The 20,023-nt window shown below is 49.3% G+C and carries 17 protein-coding genes; 7 read left to right on the plus strand and 10 right to left on the minus strand.

From position 1 onward, the window contains the following. Positions 1-134 precede the first annotated feature (134 nt). Together allC and allE are read left to right on the plus strand one after the other, a co-directional pair. Positions 135-1,367: an allantoate deiminase gene (gene allC / locus SAQUA_RS17690; protein ID WP_380674849.1), complete on the plus strand. Its 1,233-nt coding sequence runs from the start codon at positions 135-137 to the stop codon at positions 1,365-1,367. A 75-nt stretch (positions 1,368-1,442) separates the two neighbouring features. After that, positions 1,443-2,228, plus strand: a complete 786-nt coding sequence (gene allE, locus SAQUA_RS17695) for a (S)-ureidoglycine aminohydrolase (protein WP_380674847.1) — start codon at positions 1,443-1,445, stop codon at positions 2,226-2,228. Positions 2,229-2,308: 80 nt separating this feature from the next. On the opposite strand, the gene uraD is transcribed toward allE, so the two are convergent. The 9 genes from uraD to SAQUA_RS17740 form a co-directional block, all read right to left on the minus strand. Continuing rightward, positions 2,309-2,893 (minus strand): 2-oxo-4-hydroxy-4-carboxy-5-ureidoimidazoline decarboxylase, encoded by a 585-nt coding sequence (gene uraD, locus SAQUA_RS17700; RefSeq protein ID WP_380674845.1) that lies wholly within the window; start codon positions 2,891-2,893, stop codon positions 2,309-2,311. Positions 2,894-3,227: 334 nt separating this feature from the next. Further along, the gene (locus SAQUA_RS17705) at positions 3,228-4,529 is read right to left on the minus strand and encodes a uracil/xanthine transporter (protein WP_380674843.1); all 1,302 of its coding nucleotides are present in this window, start codon (positions 4,527-4,529) and stop codon (positions 3,228-3,230) included. 81 nt (positions 4,530-4,610) lie between these two features. Further along, positions 4,611-5,972 (minus strand): allantoinase AllB, encoded by a 1,362-nt coding sequence (gene allB / locus SAQUA_RS17710; RefSeq protein ID WP_380674841.1) that lies wholly within the window; start codon positions 5,970-5,972, stop codon positions 4,611-4,613. A gap of 74 nt (positions 5,973-6,046) precedes the next feature. Next, positions 6,047-7,501 (minus strand): allantoin transporter, encoded by a 1,455-nt coding sequence (locus tag SAQUA_RS17715; RefSeq protein ID WP_380674839.1) that lies wholly within the window; start codon positions 7,499-7,501, stop codon positions 6,047-6,049. 507 nt (positions 7,502-8,008) lie between these two features. Next, entirely contained in the window at positions 8,009-8,890 is an 882-nt protein-coding gene (gene glxR / locus SAQUA_RS17720) for a 2-hydroxy-3-oxopropionate reductase (protein WP_380674837.1), read from the minus strand. A gap of 10 nt (positions 8,891-8,900) precedes the next feature. Next, entirely contained in the window at positions 8,901-9,680 is a 780-nt protein-coding gene (hyi, locus tag SAQUA_RS17725) for a hydroxypyruvate isomerase (RefSeq protein ID WP_380674835.1), read from the minus strand. Positions 9,681-9,691: 11 nt separating this feature from the next. Beyond that, a complete protein-coding gene (gcl, locus tag SAQUA_RS17730) occupies positions 9,692-11,473 on the minus strand; it encodes a glyoxylate carboligase (RefSeq protein ID WP_380674833.1) in 1,782 nt (593 codons plus the stop codon). Between the two features lie 125 nt (positions 11,474-11,598). Beyond that, complete coding sequence (gene allR / locus SAQUA_RS17735) at positions 11,599-12,423, minus strand: HTH-type transcriptional repressor AllR (protein ID WP_380674831.1); 825 nt, start codon at positions 12,421-12,423, stop codon at positions 11,599-11,601. A gap of 242 nt (positions 12,424-12,665) precedes the next feature. Then, positions 12,666-13,148, minus strand: coding sequence for an ureidoglycolate lyase (locus SAQUA_RS17740; RefSeq protein WP_380675063.1), 483 nt, complete (start codon positions 13,146-13,148; stop codon positions 12,666-12,668). Between the two features lie 339 nt (positions 13,149-13,487). Between SAQUA_RS17740 and allS the strand changes: the two genes are divergently transcribed. The 3 genes from allS to SAQUA_RS17755 all read left to right on the plus strand — a co-directional run bounded on the left by allS (position 13,488) and on the right by SAQUA_RS17755 (position 15,840). Further along, positions 13,488-14,402 carry an HTH-type transcriptional activator AllS gene (allS, locus tag SAQUA_RS17745; protein ID WP_380674829.1) on the plus strand — a complete coding sequence of 305 codons (915 nt, stop codon included), beginning with the start codon at positions 13,488-13,490 and terminating at the stop codon, positions 14,400-14,402. Between the two features lie 68 nt (positions 14,403-14,470). Next, positions 14,471-15,376 (plus strand): SPFH domain-containing protein, encoded by a 906-nt coding sequence (locus SAQUA_RS17750; RefSeq protein WP_380674827.1) that lies wholly within the window; start codon positions 14,471-14,473, stop codon positions 15,374-15,376. Between the two features lie 2 nt (positions 15,377-15,378). Beyond that, positions 15,379-15,840: an NfeD family protein gene (locus tag SAQUA_RS17755; RefSeq protein WP_380674825.1), complete on the plus strand. Its 462-nt coding sequence runs from the start codon at positions 15,379-15,381 to the stop codon at positions 15,838-15,840. On the opposite strand, the gene cueR is transcribed toward SAQUA_RS17755, so the two are convergent. After that, positions 15,837-16,238 (minus strand): Cu(I)-responsive transcriptional regulator, encoded by a 402-nt coding sequence (gene cueR / locus SAQUA_RS17760; RefSeq protein WP_380674823.1) that lies wholly within the window; start codon positions 16,236-16,238, stop codon positions 15,837-15,839. The genes SAQUA_RS17755 and cueR overlap by 4 nt on opposite strands. Before the next feature lie 107 nt (positions 16,239-16,345). Between cueR and copA the strand changes: the two genes are divergently transcribed. Continuing rightward, positions 16,346-19,060, plus strand: a complete 2,715-nt coding sequence (gene copA / locus SAQUA_RS17765; RefSeq protein ID WP_380674821.1) for a copper-exporting P-type ATPase CopA — start codon at positions 16,346-16,348, stop codon at positions 19,058-19,060. A 113-nt stretch (positions 19,061-19,173) separates the two neighbouring features. Further along, a complete protein-coding gene (locus SAQUA_RS17770) occupies positions 19,174-19,977 on the plus strand; it encodes a TraB/GumN family protein (protein ID WP_380674819.1) in 804 nt (267 codons plus the stop codon). Positions 19,978-20,023: the final 46 nt, after the last annotated feature.

Here is a 20,023-nt window from a genome sequence, read left to right on the forward strand (position 1 = left end):
TAGAGCTATCCCCAAATGACTTCAAGTTGCATGTGGGCAACCCCCAAGCAACTTGAAGTATGAAGGGTATATCGCCATCCTATTTTCTACCGATGATCCCAATATAACAGGGAAATTTAAAGCGGGCAGGCAATATGAAGGATTTCCGACAAGAAATTAGCGAAACCTCCGGCTGGCTATCCAAGATAGGTGCAGATCCCAGCGGCGGTATGACCAGATTGCTCTATACCAAAGAGTGGCTTGATGCCCAACAGGCGCTGAAGCAAGCTTTTGAAGCCGTTGGTTTGGCCGCCTCCTACGATGCAATTGGCAATTTATCTGGCCGTCTTCAAGGCAGTAAGTATCCTGACCAAGTTATTCTTTCTGGCTCCCACATCGATACCGTAGTCAACGGTGGCAATCTCGATGGGCAATTTGGCATCGAAGCCGCCTATCTGGCAATCAAGTATCTAAAAGAAACCTATGGAACACCGTTGCGGACTCTGGAAGTGATTTCCCTTGCGGAAGAAGAGGGTAGCCGCTTCCCTTATGTTTTCTGGGGAAGTAAGAACGTAGTCGGTACGGCAAACAGCGAAGAGGTCAAATCTATCTGTGACAAGGCAGGCGTTAATTTTGTTGATGCCATGCAGAACGCAGGCTTCAATTTCCCGCCCAAAAATCAATCTCCACGTACCGATCTCACCGCCTTTGTAGAGTTACATATAGAACAAGGTAAGGTATTGGAAACGGAAGGGCAAACCATCGGTGTCGTAACCGATATCGTCGGGCAACGCCGTTATAGTATTACCTTGCAAGGGGAGGCCAATCACGCCGGTAGCACCCCCATGAGCTATCGCCGGGATACTATCCACGCTTTTAGCCGTATCTGCTGTGAGTCGATCGCTAAAGCACAGGCTGAAGGGGATCCACTGGTACTCACCTTCGGCAAAGTAGACCCCAAACCCAATGTCGTCAATGTGGTGCCGGGTTATACTCAATTCACCATTGACTGTCGTCATACCGATCAGGAAACGCTGGAGCGTTTTACACAGCAGTTAGAAACCGATATTCAACGTATTTGCGCAGAAATGGATATTGTCCCCAGTATTGACTTGTGGATGGATGAAGCCCCTATTCCAATGGATAAACAGTTAGTACAGAACATTGTCCACCTTTGTGAGAGCCAGCGATTAAGTTATCGGCTGATGCACAGCGGTGCCGGGCACGATGCTCAAATCTTCGCTCCACATGTACCAACGGTGATGATATTCGTTCCCAGTATTGCTGGCATCAGCCACAATCCGGCAGAGAAAACGGCCGTTTGCGACCTGTCTGAAGGAGTCAAAATCTTGGCACAAACACTCTATCAACTGGCTTACCAAGAATAATTTGACCACACTGGCGCATTAACATACTTCTGCCTACGAAGGGTAGAAGCAAATTTATGACTTAGGAGAATTAACGTGGGTTATCTCAACAATCAAATTGGCTATCCAACCGATATTCTATCATCTCGTTCAGTAATCAAACGCAATAACTACGCATTGATTCCCGTAGAAGGCCTGGTACGCAACATTATCCCTGGTTTCGAAAATTGCGATGTCACTATTCTTTCTACGCCGAAGTTGGGTGCCAGTTTTGTCGACTATCTGGTGACGCTGCACGCTGATGGTAACAATAGTCAGGGTTTTGGGGGGGAAAACATTGAAACGTTTGTCTATGTGATCGACGGCAAGATCAGTGCCTCAGCCGACAATACGTCTTACTCGCTGACCAGCGGTGGCTATCTCTACTGCCCTGCTGGCGTTCTTCTGCACCTGCATAATGATAATGCTGGCAAGCCAAGCCAGTTATTCCTGTATAAGCGTGTCTATAATCGTATCAAAGGTTACGAAGCACGTATCATCAGTGATAATGTGAACAACCTCGAAAAGATCCACTATGAAGGTATGAGTGACGTGATTTTACAAGATCTGCTACCTAAAGATCTGGGGTTTGATATGAATATTCATATTCTTTCTTTTGAGCCTGGCGCTAGCCATGGTTACATTGAAACTCATGTCCAAGAACACGGCGCCTATATTCTGAGCGGAACTGGAGTTTATAATCTCGATAATGAATGGGTACCAGTAAAGAAAGGCGACTATATCTTTATGGCTGCTTATGTACCACAGGCAGCCTACGGCGTTGGAAAAGAGCGTTTTAGCTATATTTACTCTAAAGATTGTAACCGCGACGTCGAGTTCTAAGTTTTCTCTTACGCTTATTTTTAGGTAAAAACCACCCCCCTTATTTCGGTCGATGCAATATCATCGACCGATTTTTTAATTTATTTCACTGTATCAAGTAACCGCCAGAGAACCACTTTATACACCTGTTGCAGAGCGCCATCAAACTCCTGTTGTTTATCGTTGTTAATACGTTTCTGGAACTGCTCAATAATTTCAGTTTTATTATAACCTTTGATGGCTAGCATAAATGGAAAACCAAATTTCTTTTGGTAATCCTTATTGAGATTTAGTAACAGGTCTGCCTCTTCTTGTGTACACTGATCCAACCCAGCCCCGCTCTGTTCACTTTGCGAGTGTGCCGTAATATCAGCGGTACGAATGCCTTTACAAGCCAGATTAGGATGACTTTGAATCAATGCCAGCAATACATCAGGGCGGGCTGTTTTCAATGGTTCAATAATACCTTCATACAGATCAACGAATCCCTTATAAGGCCGTTTTTCCCCTGCCTGTTGGATCACCCAAGGCGCTTTTTCAAATATATTACCCAACGCTTGCTCAAATTTTTCCTGGCTCATCGAATTCAGTTCATCGATATAAATGACTTTTTCGGCAGAGAATGCAGAAAATGATAGACTGGAGGTAATAAACAGAATGCTGGCAAATAACTTTTTATTAAACATACTCATTCCTCATTATTCATAAAAAAACCACTTCAAAGCACCAAGAAACAATTTTTCCAATCGCCGCCCCCCCTCAATTAAGGTATATCAGACAAAAGTTTTCTTGCGCGTTGACGTTTATCAGATTTATAGCCATGGAGTCAGAATGCATATCCATATGGATTTCAAGGTAAACTAAGTGCCACCGCCTACTTATGCGATAGCACTTTTAAAATAATTAGCTATACTCGTCGCTCTTCAAGTTACATGACAAAAACGCATTGCGTTCTTGCCCTGCAACTTGAATGAATTAAGGTCTAAACATCATTTTTCATTAGTAACTAAGAAAATGACATTACTTAAGTCGATCCCAAGGCAATGCATTTTCTAGAATGATGGCCAGGATCACGCCGATCAATAGGCCATTGCTCAACAAGGGCCTGATCATTACAGGTACGCTGTGTAAAAAGGCGGCAGGCATACTCATGAAGAATATCCCGAAAAATAGCGGTAACGCCAAACGATAGACATTTCTGGGAGTTAGCGTGACCTGATTGAAAAAGAAAAAAGCCGAATAGAGTAGCGGTAGATAAGAGACCAGCATTACCGCGCTAGTAATAGTCAAAGGAATACCGCAGAAGAACCTGACCAGCGGCATACTCACTCCTATCAGCAGAAAAAGCAGACCACCGATGATAAATGACTGCCGACTGCTATCCTGCGTTTGGGTAATCAGACCAATAGAAGAAACAAACGGTGAGAATGGCACCACCCCTAATGGAGCCGAGAGGCAAGTCAATAGGCCGGAAGAAACAAAGCTGCGGCGATACATGGCCTTATTGGCAAGCTGATCGCCATAAAAGGAGTCAGTCCCGCGTATCGCACCAAAGGTATTGGAAATATTGACCAGCCCAGTCAGCAAAGCGCTGATGATAATACCTGGCCGCAGATCATGTGGTTCCCCCAGAGGAAAAAGTAACCATTGGTGTTCACTAATATCCAACGCCTGGGGTTTAAACAGGAAGCTGTAAGCTATCCAACCGACTATTGTTCCGATAAGTAACGCATATTTACCAATCTCACGCGGCAAGAAAACAATCGTTATCACGATCAGCAGCATAACCGCAATCGCCAGAGAGAAGGCCTGATAGTCAATCACCACCGGGCCCGCAGAGACGCCAAAAGGCAAACCAAGCATGCCTTTCATAAAAATAGTCACCAGTTGTGCGCCCAGCAGGAACATAAAAGTTCCCATCACTGCCGGGCGAAACAGTGAAGCAAGCCGGTGCCCTATCCCTGTCACACCAATCAAAATGGTCAAGATGCCTGACAACATGATCCCGACAGCCAGACTGCCACCGATCACCGGTAAAGGCGTACCATTTACTGACTCAGCCAGGGTCAGCGTTAATATTGTCACCCACCATAGGCCTGTTGGGCCTTCCATAATCGCGCGCCGGTGCCCCAGCATCACCTGGAATAAGCAGGCGATAGCGGTGGCAAGAAAAGTATATTGGGTGATGCAAAAAGTCACACTGGGCGATAACTGAAACGCCGACTGTAACGTTGGAGGAACAACCACTGTATTGCAGAAGATAAAGAAAAACCACTGAAAGCCTGACAGCCAATGACCTCGCCACCACCGATATCCAGTCATGGATACACTATCCTTTTAAAAGTCTATTTCAGGTAGAGACAGCCGCGTCCACCAGATGATGAACGCGCTGTTTACCAATACTTATTGCTGATTTTTCAATACAAACTTACCTATTGGGCGCGCCCCAAAGCCGCTCTTGATGTCGTAAATCACTTCACCGCGCAGGATGGTTTTCGTTACGCGAGCATTGATTTTACGGCCAACATACGGGCTCACTTTATGGCGATACTCCAGATCGTCGTTGGTCAACACGTAGCTACTGTTGGGTTGAATAAACACCAGATCCGCATCTTTACCTAAAGCTATACGCCCTTTGTGTTTCAAGCCAAAAATATCGGCGGCGTTGGTAGACATCAATTTAGAGAAGTCAGGCAGTGACATCCCTCTTTTCTGTACCGCTTCGTCAAACATGATGTCGACACAGTTTTGAATACCGGCGATCCCTCCCCATGCCTGCATGATATTGCCTGCTTTCATGTCTGGCGGGCAAGGTGAGTGATCGGAAACCAGGCAGTCTATCTCACCATTAAACAGTTTATCCCATAAACCCCGTTGATTCTGCGCATCACGAATTGGCGGTGAGCACTTCGCCAACGTGCCAATGTCTTCAAACTGTGCAGTATCCAGGACAAAATAGTGTGGACAGGATTCACAAGTGACCTGCTGCCCTTCCTGACGTGCGCGGGTAACTTCAGCCACCCCTTCAGGGCTGCTTATATGGCAAATATGCAAACGGCAGCCAGCAACTTTAGCCAGATACAGCACCCGACGGATAGCTTCAACCTCGGTAAATACCGGGCGAGATGCCACGTAATCATGGGCCGAGACACGACCTTCCTCTTTGGCTTCTCTCCCCAACTCATCACAAATCAGGGCATTTTCTGCGTGAACGGCAACCAGTTGATCTCGCTTGGCAAGGATTTGTAGCCCCTTGAAATATTCGTAATCGTTTACATCACGAAAATCATTGCTGACGCTACGATCGCCACAGGTTGCCACAAAGCATTTGTAGGCCACCACACCCGCTTCATCAAGCTCATGCAGGCGGTCCAGATTATAGGAAACCAATCCACCAAATTGCGCAGCATCAATGGTGAGTTTGCCTTCCGCCGCAGAGAACTTCATTTCAATGGTATTTCTGTCTACGGTTGCCGGCAGTTGATTCAGCGGCATTTCGATCATAGTGGTAATGCCACCTTTTGCCGCCGCACGTGTACCCGTCTCATACCCTTCCCAATGGGTGCGCCCTGGTTCAGACATATGCGCATGGGCGTCGACCATTCCGGGTGCCACAACCATTCCGCTAGCATCGATTTCCGTTTTAGCCCCGGTAAGGCCATTGCCAATCGCAGCTATTTTACCTTCTTTGACTGCAATATCCGTAATAATAGCCTGATGCTCAAAAACAACCGTTCCATTTTTAATAATCAAATCGTATGACATTATAATTCTCCTTTGTGAAATAAAAGTATCGTATCTTTACGTCAAGGGTTATTTACTTCGCTATCACATTCACTTCAGGTATATTCTTGCCGATTAACAACTGCTCTACTTTTGATTAATGCATACAAACAGAATGCACTGATGACACCCACAAACCATGAAACTCGTGATAGTGGCTCTAGTATTTCAATAAATTTCCCTCCCAGAGATAACACCACTGCTACCAGAGTCACAATAAAAGCCACGCTATTAAATCCGTTATCATAGTATTTATAATTTCCAGGTTCGGTGTATAACGTGTCGAGATCGATATCGCTGTGCATCACGATAAAATAGTGAGCCATCATTACCCCGATCACCGGCCCTAAAATCCCGCCAATTACATCAAGAAACAGATAAATACTTTCCTGATTCTCCATTAACTTCCACGGGCAGATTATCAGGCTGATAATACTGGCGATGATCACTCCATTTTTATAGGTCAGTTTTTTGGGTGCAATAGCTGCTATCTGATATCCTGCGGGGATAATATTACCAGTCGCATTGGTGGAGATTGTTGTCATCAGAATAACCAGCACGGCAAAGACCGAGGCAAAAACGCTATCCCATTTCTGTACGATGTCCAGCACGTTCCAGGTATCAACACCGTAATGAATACTTGCTCCGGCCAAAATACAGACGCTGGCAACAGCAAATAGCAGATAAGCCACCACCAATCCCAGCGTTTGCCCCAAAGCCTGTTGCCGGAAGCCGCTGGCATTCTGGGTAAAGTCCGATGCACTAACCGCCGGAGCCGCCCATACCGCCACCACCGCATTGATGACAACAAGGAACATAAATCCGCTATTGCTGGTAACATCCGCATTAGCCGGAACATAGGCAATAATCTCTTCCAGCCCGGCAAGTGAGATAGCCCAAATGGCCATGCCACCAAACACCACGTAGATGCAAGGGTTGAGAATAGCGGTAAACTTATTGAGAATGCTGCCGCCCCCAAGACCGATGGCCACGTTCACCGCCCAGAAGATCAGGAAGGCGATTAGTCCCGGCAGGCCGATCCCCAACAGATTGAAATCCCCGCCCAAGGTCAGAAACTGCGGCCACAATTTGCCGATCAAAATCAGAAAAGCCAGTGAACCTGCGTAGCATTGCAAACCAAACCACATGATGGCGGCCACGCAGCCTCTGAGGATCCCTGGTAACAATGAGCCACGCACGCCATAAGAGGCTCGGAGGATCATGGCAAACGGAATACCATATTTCGATCCGGCAGCACCATTCATAACCATCACAAAGGCAATAATAAATGCGCTTAATATAATTGCCGCCATAATACTGAGCGTAGAAAGCCCCAGAATAAAAAACCCGCCTACTGCCACGTAGTTTGGTACGTTATGAACAGAGCCCATCCATAAGGTAAAGTAATTAATTGCTTTCCAGTTTTTCTTATCGCCTTCTTTGGGTAACAGATCTTCGTGATAACCGCGTTGCTTATAACATTCCCGTTGCTTGCTACTGATAGATTCCATGACAAGTCCTTCTTATATTAAATAAGAAAATCGATTCAGTGAGATTTACCTGCTCATACAAAACCTTAATCGAATCTTTAACAGCTAAAAATATCTTATCAAAAAAAGCAGTAAATTTTAGAATGGCGACTTCAATACATAAAACAGTATATTAATAATTACTTTTGGCAAAGATAACAAATGATTTGTTTATTAGTTAATTAATTCATCCAAAACAATAGCGATAGTTAAATTATTTCTAACACTACTGTTCTCTCACAGCATTTATTAACGCTTGCTTTTATATTTAACCAACACGCGATTTATTTTCATTAACGGCGTGCAGTGATACCAAACCACTGCAACAACCGTTATGATTAACTACTTTTTTATAAGATATATACCCAAAATAATTCGAGTTGCTTGTAGGCGGCCACTGAGTGAAGCCCTAGGAGCATAGATAAACTATGTGACTAGGGTGAACGAAGGCAGCCAACACCCAAGCAATTTGAAGTATGAAGGGTATAATTACCCAGACACTTTATGGTTACCCATAATTTCCAATGCCTGCACGAGCGCAGAATGATCCAGATCTTTGGCACCATTGGCCGCACAAAGGTTAAACAACTGCTGACAGGATGCCGTATTCGGTAGGCTCAGTGACAAGGACTTGGCTCCTTGCAGTGCTAAGTTGAGATCTTTTTGGTGCAATGAAATACGGAAACCGGGCTCGAAGGTTCTCTTGATCATCCGTTCACCATGCACTTCAAGAATGCGTGATGAAGCAAAGCCGCCCATTAGCGCTTCACGCACCCGTGCCGGATCGGCACCTGCTTTTGAGGCGAAAATCAACGCTTCGGAAACCGCCTCAATTGTTAGTGCTACTATGATCTGGTTGGCAACTTTGCAGGTTTGACCATCGCCATTTTTCCCCACCAGGGTGATATTTTTACCCATTAATGCCAACAGTGGTTTTACCCGGCCAAATACCGCTTCGTCACCGCCGGCCATGATGGTCAAAGTGCCCTGCTTGGCTCCTACTTCCCCCCCGGATACTGGTGCATCCAGATAATCGGCACCCAGTTGGTTGATACGTTTGGCGAATGCTTTGGTATCCAGCGGTGAGATAGAACTCATATCCACCACAACCTTGTTTTTGAGCGGTGCCTCGGCGCAGCCGTTGGCGGCAAACAATACCTCTTCAACCTGCGGTGTATCAGGCACCATGATAAAGATAACATCAGCCTGCTCGGCTACCTGTTTCGGTGTTGCGCAGGCGGTAGCCCCTTTTTCGAGTAATACTGACGGAACCTGGCTCAAGGTATTGGCATACAGTTGATGGCCACCTTCCAGCAATTTTTCCGCCATTGGCGTTCCCATAATTCCTAAACCAATAAAGCCTACTTTCATGATATTTCCCTCAACTTTGATATTGTTTGAGCCAGGACAGACCGGCAGCCGTCGTCGTCGCGGGTTTGTATTCACAGCCAACCCAACCGCTATAGCCCATTCTGTCCAATGCGCGGAACAGATAGTCGTAATTGATTTCTCCGGTTCCAGGCTCATGGCGCCCCGGATTATCGGCGACCTGGATATGCGCTATTTTCTTCAGCAGTTTTTCCATGGTTTGGGTGAGCTCCCCCTCCATGCGCTGCATATGGTAAATATCGTATTGAATAAACAAGTTGGGGCTATCCACCCACTCCATCAGCTCTAAAGCCTGACGGGTAGTTTGCAGATAGAAAGCTGGCATATCGTATTTATTGATCGGCTCGACCAATAAACGGATATTCGCTTTAGCCAACTCTTTTGCCGCATAGCTCAGGTTGGCAACCACGATCTCGTCAGTTTTATGCTGGGCGACTGATTTATCCGGGTTGCCAATCAGGCAGTTTATTTGCGCGCAACCCAGAGCACGGGCATATTCCACCGCGATCCCCACGCCATCGCGAAACTCAGACTCTCGCCCGGCCAGGCAGGCTATCCCACGTTCACCCGCAGCCCAATCCCCTGCAGGAAGGTTTTGTAATACCTGCGTGAGTTGGTTTTCCTCCAGTGCTCCCTGCAACGCCTGCACGGAATAGTCGTAGGGAAACATATATTCAATCGCCGTGAATCCATGCTGTTTGGCACAGCGAAAACGCTGCATGAAATCAACCTCGTTAAACAGCATCGATAAGTTTGCTGAAAACTTTGGCATACTCTTTCTCCCTAAGAATAATTGAAGTAACTGACCGCCGTTGGTGCATCTTCTGGCGACTCAGCAACCGGTTCGAATTCCGTCACGTTATCCAACTCCGTCCCCATAGAAATATTGGTGACGCGTTCGAGGATGATTTCCACCACTACAGGAACACGGTACTGATGCATTAACTCTTGCGCCTGTTGAAAGGCCGGGGCAATATCCTCAGGTTTGGTTACGCGGATCGCTTTGCAGCCCAATCCTTCGATCACCTTAACGTGATCAACACCGTATTCACCGATTTCCGCATTGTTGATATTTTCGAATGAGAGCTGTACGCAGTAGTCCATATCAAAACCACGCTGCGACTGACGGATCAGCCCTAAATAAGCGTTGTTTACCAGCACGTGGATATAAGGCAGCTTGAATTGCGCCCCGACTGCCAACTCTTCGATCATAAACTGGAAGTCGTAGTCACCCGATAACGCAATAACTTTGCGTTGGGGATCTGCGGCACATACGCCAAGCGCTGAAGGAATGGTCCAACCCAGTGGGCCCGCCTGCCCGGCGTTGATCCAGTGGCGCGGTTTGAAAACATGCAGCATTTGCGCTGCTGCAATCTGCGAAAGCCCGATAGTGGTGACGTAGCAGGCATCACGACCAAACGCGCGATTCATCTCTTCATACACACGCTGGGGTTTGATCGGCACGTTGTCGAAATGTGTTTTGCGCAGCAGCGTTTGCTTACGCTGGAGGCAGGTTTCAACCCACTGTGAACGGTCTGGCAGACTCCCGGCAGCCGCACGTTCGCGAGCCCTCGCCACCAGCATTTGCAAGGCAATTTTGGCGTCTGAAACAATCCCCAGATCTGGGCAAATCACACGTCCCAACTGGGTAGGTTCAATGTCGATATGGATCACTTTACGACCGGCGGTATATTTATCGACCGATCCGGTATGACGATTAGCCCAACGGTTACCGATACCCAGCAGCAGATCCGAATCCAGCAGGTTGGCGTTCCCGTAACGGTGAGATGTTTGTAATCCAGCCATCCCCGCCATCAGTGAGTGGTCATCAGGGATAGCTCCCCATCCCATTAACGTCGGGATCACAGGAACATTGCAGATTTCAGCCAATTGCTGCAGCAAATCGGCTGCGTCGGCATTATGGATTCCCCCGCCAGCAATGATCAGTGGCTTTTGTGCCGCGCAGAGCATCTCCAACGCTTTGTCGATCTGCGCCTGCGTTGCTGCCGGTTTGTAGGCAGGCAGTGAGGAATAGGTTTCTGGATCAAACTCAATCTCTGCCATTTGCACGTCATAAGGCAGATCAACCAAAACCGGGCCGGGGCGTCCTGAGCGCATCAGGTGAAATGCCTGCTGCAGTACGCGAGGCACCAGCGCAGGCTCCAGCACGGTCACCGCCATTTTAGTGACCGGCTTGGCAATGGATTCAATATCTACCGCCTGGAAATCTTCTTTATGCAAACGAGCGCGTGGGGCTTGCCCGGTAATGCATAGAATTGGGATCGAGTCTGCAGAAGCGGAATAAAGCGCGGTGATCATATCCGTTCCCGCAGGCCCAGAAGTACCAAGACAGACACCAATATTGCCCGGTTTTGCGCGTGTATACCCCTCAGCCATATGGGAGGCACCTTCAACGTGGCGCGCCAGATAATGCTTGATACCGCCGTGCTTACGCATGGCATTGTAGAATGGATTGATCGCCGCTCCAGGAACGCCGAATGCGGTATCTACACCTTCTTTTTCCAGTACGTACATCGCTGCATCAACTGCTCGCATTATTGCCATATAACACTCTCCTAAATTTTTGGAAAAATTTTCCAAATTTATAATCAGTTCAAAAAAACCGCCTGTGTTACAGACGGGGAGATATCTTCTCCTGTAGCCGTTACGGCACGGCCACAGGCTCTGTTTTAAGCATCTGCGCTTTTGCTGCGCGACTCGCCAAGTGCAGCGCTGATGTCATTAGCCACGTCACGGACCAATTCCCCCAACTCTTTGAAACGCTCAACTCCAACACGTGAGCTCGGCCCGGAAATCGAAATTGCCGCAATGACACAGTTGTTACGATCAAAGATCGCTGAAGCCAGGCAGTTCAGGCCTAGAGCATGTTCTTCATTATCCGTGGTGTAACCTTGAGATAACGATAGAGAGAGATCTTTCTTCAGCAAATTCACGCTGGTGAGTGTTTTCGGGGTAAAGGAGTGCAATCCCGAACGCACAATCAAATCCAGCATTTCTTCTTCAGCCAGCGGATAGAGTAGTGCTTTTCCCGCCCCGGATGCGTGCAGCGGTAAACGGCTACCCAGCGGTGCACACATCCTGATCATGGCCTGACACTCACACTGGCGGATCAACACCGCGTCAAAATTATTCCTGATCGCCAGGTTGGCAGTCTCGCCAGATAGCAGCATCAGGCGCCGCATATAAGGACCCGCGACCGAAACCACATCACGATCGTTCATATAGGCCGCCCCCACGGTGAATGACTGAATACCTATATGCCACCAACCAAGTTGCGGGTCCTGAAAAACAAACTCTGACTTTTCCAATACTTTCAATAACCTGAAGGTTGTTGAAAGAGGCAAAGCCAACTTTTCCGATAACACGGAAACGGATGAGCTACCCCCTGCATTCGCCAAGTATTGTAAGATCTCCAACCCGCGATCCAGCGCTTGAGCTCCTTTCGCTACTCCTGATTCTGTTGTGGGTCTCCCTTTTCTTCGTAATTCGTTCATTCAGGCTTTCCTTCATTCAGCTTAATTCTACCCGCCATACAAGTTGCATGAAGGCGGTAAGCCTGTACGCCCCCGTAATAGCATAGATAACTATGCAACCGGGTGAGCGGCAAATCTGTCAGCAACAGATTTGAACGTTACTGATTGCGCCGCTAAAGAGCGATTATCCGCTGCTAACACACAGGCATCTTGAAATATGACGAGTATATAATAAACAGCCTGTGCAATGAGGGACAGCGCTATCAAAGTACAACCCGATAAGGTTGAGGTAATTGTTTGACGATGCAGTTATCACCCCCCCCGCGATCAACGGTGAAAAAGTCGGTTGATTTGCCAAAAGCGAATAGGGGGTGATGCCAGACATTGCGGTGATAATTTATCCCCTGCCTGCCGTTAGTGATAAACGCCCGCAGCGTCTTGAGCGGTATTTCATCCCCCGCCTCAGCAACAATCACCACGAAACGCTCGCCATTCATCGGCATAAAAGCTTGTGACGATAGTGGGTGCTTCTCCAACACGGAAAACTCCATCGGCAGATCGCAAGGTTCAGATCGGTTAATACTGACCAAAACCCGGTGACCATCGGAAACCTCTATTTTTGCAAGGTCATGATACCTTTCTGTTTTACCATCATTGATATGGTAAAAGTGCGATCCTTCAATTTGCAGCACATCACCATAAGGTGCAAAAGCTTCCGGCGTTAATTCTGCAGCAACCAAATCCATAGATTTCTCCAAGATCGTTTCAAAATGGAACACTGGTACTTGGCTAACTCTAATCAGAGAGTGTTCAATTTGAAAGTCATAATTGGAAAAATTTTCCACAACAAGATCATGCGCACACTTTTTAGCCCAAGGCATTAAAAAATCATTTATAATCAATTAATTAAAAAACAAGCCAATGAAAAACAACTTATTAACAAGGTTGTTACCTAAGCTGAAAAACAGGACTAAAGTGTGATCGCAATCATGAGGTTGGGATTTGTAGCTAACCAGAGTGGAGTAAGGCAAGTAGATTCTTTTCAAGCGTTCAGGGGATGATGGTCGCACTGCTAAGGAATCGACATGCTGGATCATGAAACAATTCGCTCTTTTATCAAGGTTGCAGAGTGCCAGAGCTTTTCTCGCGCAGCAGAACTGCTGCACAAAACTACCGCGACCATCAGCTATCGCATCAAAATGCTGGAAGAGAGTATCGGTACTCAACTTTTTATTCGTACCACCCGTAGCGTGAGCCTGACACCCGCAGGGCATTATCTGCTGGAACGCTGCCGCCAGTGGCATAACTGGCTGGATTCCATGCCCGATGAACTGCGGCAGATTAACGATGGGGTTGAGCATCAGGTCAATATTGTGATCAATAACCTGCTGTACAGCCCGGTGGCGGTGGCACGTTTACTGGCATACCTGCAACAACGCTTCCCTTTTACACAGTTTCATATTTCACGCCAGGTCTATATGGGAGTATGGGATGCATTACTCAATGAAGACTGCCATCTGGCAATTGGCGCGGCAGGTAATGAGTCTCTAGAGAACACGATCAACGTCTTGCCACTGGGCAAGATCGACTGGATATTCGCCCTTTCCCCTGATCATCCCTTGGCCAATGCAACCGAACCGCTGCGCGAGGATCAGTTGCGGCTATACCCGGCAATCAATGTTGAAGATACCTCTCGCAATCTCGCCAAGCGTATTGCCTGGTTACTCCCTGGGCAGCATGAGATCAAAGTGCCCGATTTGCACACCAAGCTGGCATGCCACTTACGTGGCGTTGGTATCGGCTTTTTGCCACATACTCTCTGCCAGCCCTACCTAGATAGCGGAGAATTACTGCAGAAGAAGCCGCAACACCCTCGGCATCAGTCAAACCTTTCACTGGCATGGTCGAGCCATCTTAGTGGTGAAGTGGTGAAAAGTATCATTACGCTATTCCAGAACAATGATCCTCTGATCCATGAATTTATTTTACCTCTGGATTAGGCTAGAAATTAGGCTTTCCTCCAGCGCTGACGTAATATCTATTAATACCTCTGACTTGGAGTTGTGCCATGTTTACCATTATTCCGATTGTGATCGTTGTTGCGCTTATCATTGTCTTCGCCAGCATAAAAATTGTGCCGCAGGGTTTCCAATGGACGGTTGAGCGCTTTGGCCGCTATACCAGAACGCTGATGCCCGGCCTTAACGTTATCGTGCCGTTTATGGACCGCGTAGGCAGAAAAATCAATATGATGGAACAGGTGCTGGATATCCCCTCTCAGGAGATTATTTCCCGCGATAACGCCAACGTGGCAATTGATGCCGTCTGCTTTATTCAGGTTGTCGATCCAGCACGCGCCGCTTATGAAGTCAGTAACCTCGAGTCGGCAATTGTTAATCTGACCATGACCAACTTCCGTACCGTCCTCGGCTCAATGGAACTCGATGAAATGTTATCGCAGCGCGACAGCATTAATAGCCGTCTGCTGCATATCGTTGATGAAGCGACCAATCCCTGGGGCGTTAAAATCACGCGTATCGAAATCCGTGATGTCCGGCCACCAGTTGAACTGATTGCATCAATGAACGCGCAGATGAAAGCTGAACGTACCAAGCGTGCGGATATTCTGGAGGCGGAAGGCGTGCGTCAGGCAGCAATACTGCGTGCAGAAGGTGAGAAACAGTCGCAAATCCTTAAAGCGGAAGGTGAGCGTCAATCAGCCTTTCTGCAGGCTGAAGCCCGTGAACGTGCAGCCGAAGCGGAAGCAAAAGCAACGCAACTGGTTTCCGATGCTATTGCCAACGGTAATATTCAGGCCGTCAACTACTTCGTGGCGCAGAAATACACCGATGCACTGCAAAAAATTGGTTCTGCCAATAACAGTAAAGTGATCATGATGCCGCTGGATGCCAGCAGCCTGCTGGGGTCCATTGGCGGTATTACCGAGTTGCTGAAAGAAGGCAAAGGCAAGTAATCATGCTTGAACAAATCACGGCGAACCCCTATTGGTTCTGGATCACCCTTGGCGGATTGCTGCTGGCAGCAGAAATGCTTGGCGCCAGTGGCTATCTGCTGTGGAGTGGTATTTCAGCGGTATTGGTGGGGCTTCTGGTCTGGTTGCTCCCGCAGCTAGACTGGGAGTGGCAAGGAGCCGTCTTTGCAGTCATCACTATCGCCGTGGCTTACCTGTGGTGGTATTGGCTGCGCAAGCGTTCAACAGCTTCAACCAGCGGTTCGCAGGTTCTTAACCAGCGCAATCGTCAGTTGATTGGCACCCGCGCCACGCTGACGGAACCAATGCAAAACGGCCTTGGCCGGGTAAACATTGGCGATAGCAGTTGGCGTGCCCAGGCTAACGAGGATTTGCCCGTCGGCACTGAGGTGGAAGTGGTCGCTGTCGAAGGCGTAACCCTGGTGATCCGCGCAATTATTCGTTAAGACTTATGGCAGCAGCCTGCCAGGTTATTGATGATTGGGCAGTTAGCTCCTTCATCACCCGGGCATTGCTCTGCCAGAGCAAGTAGCCGCTGGCGCATCTCACCCAGTTCACTGATGTGTTTCTCAATATCGGCTACTTTTTGCAGTGTACGTAACTTAACGTCGGCACTGTGGCGCGCCGGATCGTTGAATAGCGCCACCAGCTCACGGCACTCGTCAAGGTTGAACCCAACCTGGCGAGCTTGTCGCAACAGAGTCAGTTCTTCGACATGCCGCGCACTGTAACTGCGGTAGCCGTTATCCGTGCGGATCGGCGCGGTAACTACCCCTTTCTCTTCATAGAAGCGGATTGCTTTGCTGGACAGTCCGGTTTTTTTGGCAACAGTGCTGATATTCACTTTTCCCCCTTGACCTTACCCTTACTGGAAGGTTTAACCTTATTCTCGATGACAACAACCAAGGCGGTCAAGTCTTAAGCGACTGCCATTTTTGCGGGAACATAACCATGTCACAAACTACCGTGCTTGCGCTACAGGGGCTTTCCTGTATGAACTGCGCACAGAGGGTGAAAAAAGCCCTCGAAAGTCGTAATGATGTTGAGCAGGCCAACGTCAACGTCCGTTATGCCAAAATTACTGGGGAAGCTTCAGTTCCTGAGCTGATTGACAGTGTCATTGCCGCTGGCTATCAGGCGGAAGTGGCAACACAGGCGGATACCGAATTACAACTATCTGGCCTTTCCTGTATGCATTGCGTGGGCAGCACCCGTAAGGCGTTGGAGTCAGTACCGGGTGTGATCGCCGCTGATGTTACTCTTGAAAGTGCCAAAGTCTATGGTGAAGCGGCCCCAGAACAGTTGATCGCCGCCGTGGAAGATGCAGGCTTTCACGCCACCCGCACGGGAGCAGACCACCACCCAAAAACTGAGCCGCTGACTGAATCTGCCCCAGCGTTGCCGGAACCACAGGCAGCGGCCCACTATTCTTTTCCGGTAACCGATTCTGACGACGACAGCATGCAGCTATTACTCAGTGGTATGACCTGTGCCAGTTGCGTCAGCAAAGTCCAAACGGCGTTACAAAACGTTCCTGGTGTTGAAATTGCGCGAGTCAATCTGGCTGAGCGCAGCGCGCTGGTTACCGGCAATGTGACGCCAAAGGCGCTGGTAGCCGCAGTAGAAAAAGCCGGTTATGGTGCTGAAATCATTCAGGATGAGACTGAACGCCGCGAGCGTCAACAGCAGACAGCGCAAGCCGCTATGAAACGCTTTCGCTGGCAGGCGGCATTAGGCCTGGCACTGGGCATTCCGCTGATGGCTTGGGGTTTGTTTGGTGGTGGTATGTCGTTAACGCCAGAAAACCAGCGCCCCTGGCTAGTGGTCGGCTTTCTGACCCTGGCAGTGATGGTATTCGCCGGCGGCCACTTCTATCGTAACGCCTGGCGTGCACTGATGAACGGCAGCGCCACCATGGATACGCTGGTCGCATTGGGCACCGGTGCCGCCTGGCTGTTTTCCATCAGCGTCAATCTTTGGCCTGACTTTTTTCCAATGGAAGCACGGCACCTGTATTACGAAGCCAGCGCAATGATTATCGGCCTGATCAACCTGGGCCATGCGATCGAACAGCGCGCACGCCAGCGCTCTTCCCTGGCGTTAGAGCGGTTGTTGGATCTTACGCCGCCAACCGCCAGATTAGTCACTGAACAGGGTGAAAAGAGCATTCCGTTGGCAGAAGTACAACTAGGTATGATCCTTCGCTTGACTACTGGCGATCGCATTCCCGTTGACGGCGAGATCGTTCAGGGCGAGATCTGGATCGATGAAGCCATGTTGACCGGCGAGGCTGTGCCACAACAGAAAAGCCTGGGTGATACGGTTCATGCAGGCACGGTGGTGGACGACGGTACCGTCCTGTTCCGCGCGGCGGCGATAGGCACGAAAACCACACTGGCACGCATTATCAAACTGGTGCGTCAGGCGCAAAGCAGTAAACCGGCCATAGGTCAGTTGGCAGATAAAATATCTGCGGTGTTTGTCCCCTGCGTTGTGGCCATCGCGTTATTCAGCGCGGCAATCTGGTACTTCTTTGGCCCGCAACCACAGTTGGTCTACACCTTGGTGATCGCCACCACAGTGCTGATTATTGCCTGCCCTTGTGCCTTGGGATTGGCAACCCCGATGTCGATCATCTCTGGCGTTGGCCGCGCCGCAGAGTTTGGCGTACTGGTACGTGACGCCGATGCACTGCAACAGGCCAGTAATCTGGATACGCTGGTGTTTGATAAAACCGGCACGCTAACAGAAGGCCAGCCGAAGGTGGTGGAAATCATTACCTTTAATCAGGTGGATGAACAGCAGGCATTACGCTGGGCGGCAGCGCTGGAGCAAGGCGCTAACCATCCCTTGGCGCGCGCCATCGTCGACCATGCCAAAGGCCAGACACTCCCCGAAGTGGAACACTTCCGCACACTGCGCGGTGCTGGTGTCAGTGGTCAGGTTGCAGGGGTAAGCCTGTTGTTAGGGAACGTCAGGCTGATGCAGGAAAACCAGGTAACAACTTTAGAGCTTGAAAAGCAGATGCAGCAACTGGCCGAAAGGGGCATTACGCCGGTAATTCTGGCTGCTAATGGTCAACCTGCCGCCTTGATAGCCGTCCGCGATCCACTGCGTAGTGACAGTATCAGCGCATTGCAGCGCCTACACCGGCAAGGGTATCAACTGGTGATGCTGACCGGTGATAATGCGGTCACCGCCAATGCGATTGCCAAAGAGGCAGGTATCGATCGCGTCATTGCTGGCGTATTGCCAGATGGTAAAGCACAAGCTATCAAACAGTTGCAGGCACAAGGCCACCGCGTGGCAATGATCGGGGATGGCATCAATGACGCCCCGGCGCTGGCGCAGGCCGATGTTGGCATCGCCATGGGCAGCGGCAGCGACATCGCCATTGAAACAGCCGCGATAACACTGATGCGCCACAGCCTGAACGGGGTAGCGGATGCGCTGGCCATCTCGAAAGCCACACTGCGCAATATGAAGCAAAACCTGTTGGGAGCATTTATCTACAATGCGCTTGGCATTCCCATTGCCGCCGGAGTGCTGTACCCGCTGACCGGCAGCTTGCTCAGCCCGGAAATTGCTGGTGCAGCAATGGCGCTTTCATCCATTACGGTAGTCAGCAATGCCAACCGGTTACTGCGCTTTAAGCCCAAACCGTAGGCGGTGGCGAACCAGCGCTTTCTTGTGCGGCAGTAAGCGTTTAGCATGGGGAAAACGCCGAACCCGGCAGAGAGCAATTTGCCCCTGCCGGGAATCATCAGGAGCCACGTTGTATGGGTCAATTGTTACGCCGCATTGCCGCTTTTCTCGGTTTCATTTCCCCTATGAGTTACGCCTATCCGGCGTTGGATATTTCGCTACCTGGCGAGCGGCAATTTCATCTGATCGGCAGTATTCATATGGGGACCATCGATATGGCCCCTTTACCTGAACGCCTAACCGCACGTTTGCTCCAGGCTGACGCACTGATCGTTGAAGCCGATATCACCACGTCCTCTTCGCCGTTTGGCCAAAGTGGCCTGCAGCCCGCTATCGCGCAGCGCCTTTCGCAGCAGCAATTTCAACGCTTACAAGAGCTGTGCCAGGAACTGGGGACCGACGTAGCAACACTTTCTGCCCTACCCGGCTGGCAGATCGCACTGATGATGCAAGCCCGACAGGCGCAACGCCTTGGGCTACGTGCCGAGTACGGCATCGACTATCAGTTATTACAGGCAGCCAAAGCACAACAGATGCCGGTGATTGAGCTGGAAGGGGCAGAGGAACAGTTGGATATGCTGGAACAGTTGCCTGAAGGTGGCATGGCTCTGCTACACGATACGCTTGAGCACTGGCACACCAATGCACGTTTGCTGCAAACCATGGTGAGTTGGTGGTTGCATACCAAGCCGAATTCGGTGTTGGAAACCCTGCCCACTACCTTCAGTGCCGGGCTCTATGATGTGCTGATGCACCGCCGTAATCGCAACTGGCAGCAAAAGCTAGAGGCACTGCCGCCGGGTAATTATGTGGTAGCGGTGGGCGCATTGCATCTGTATGGCGAAGACAATCTTCCAGATATGCTGCAAGCCAGATAAAAAAGTGGCCAATATCGCTATTGGCCAGTCAAAGAGGAATTTTTCA

Source organism: Serratia aquatilis (assembly GCF_044865145.1).
In the GTDB taxonomy this organism is placed as follows: domain Bacteria; phylum Pseudomonadota; class Gammaproteobacteria; order Enterobacterales; family Enterobacteriaceae; genus Chania; species Chania aquatilis.

Bases quoted from the DNA above. Each gene is read 5' to 3' on its own strand.
- hyi (WP_380674835.1), bottom strand. From the start codon at position 9,680: ATGCCAAAGTTTTCAGCAAACTTATCGATGCTGTTTAACGAGGTTGAT.
- allS (WP_380674829.1), top strand. From the start codon at position 13,488: ATGCTGGATCATGAAACAATTCGCTCTTTTATCAAGGTTGCAGAGTGC.
- SAQUA_RS17770 (WP_380674819.1), top strand. From the start codon at position 19,174: ATGGGTCAATTGTTACGCCGCATTGCCGCTTTTCTCGGTTTCATTTCC.
- SAQUA_RS17750 (WP_380674827.1), top strand. From the start codon at position 14,471: ATGTTTACCATTATTCCGATTGTGATCGTTGTTGCGCTTATCATTGTC.
- SAQUA_RS17715 (WP_380674839.1), bottom strand. From the start codon at position 7,501: ATGGAATCTATCAGTAGCAAGCAACGGGAATGTTATAAGCAACGCGGT.
- copA (WP_380674821.1), top strand. From the start codon at position 16,346: ATGTCACAAACTACCGTGCTTGCGCTACAGGGGCTTTCCTGTATGAAC.
- allR (WP_380674831.1), bottom strand. From the start codon at position 12,423: ATGAACGAATTACGAAGAAAAGGGAGACCCACAACAGAATCAGGAGTA.
- uraD (WP_380674845.1), bottom strand. From the start codon at position 2,893: ATGTTTAATAAAAAGTTATTTGCCAGCATTCTGTTTATTACCTCCAGT.
- glxR (WP_380674837.1), bottom strand. From the start codon at position 8,890: ATGAAAGTAGGCTTTATTGGTTTAGGAATTATGGGAACGCCAATGGCG.
- SAQUA_RS17740 (WP_380675063.1), bottom strand. From the start codon at position 13,148: ATGGATTTGGTTGCTGCAGAATTAACGCCGGAAGCTTTTGCACCTTAT.
- allC (WP_380674849.1), top strand. From the start codon at position 135: ATGAAGGATTTCCGACAAGAAATTAGCGAAACCTCCGGCTGGCTATCC.
- allB (WP_380674841.1), bottom strand. From the start codon at position 5,972: ATGTCATACGATTTGATTATTAAAAATGGAACGGTTGTTTTTGAGCAT.
- gcl (WP_380674833.1), bottom strand. From the start codon at position 11,473: ATGGCAATAATGCGAGCAGTTGATGCAGCGATGTACGTACTGGAAAAA.
- SAQUA_RS17755 (WP_380674825.1), top strand. From the start codon at position 15,379: ATGCTTGAACAAATCACGGCGAACCCCTATTGGTTCTGGATCACCCTT.
- SAQUA_RS17705 (WP_380674843.1), bottom strand. From the start codon at position 4,529: ATGACTGGATATCGGTGGTGGCGAGGTCATTGGCTGTCAGGCTTTCAG.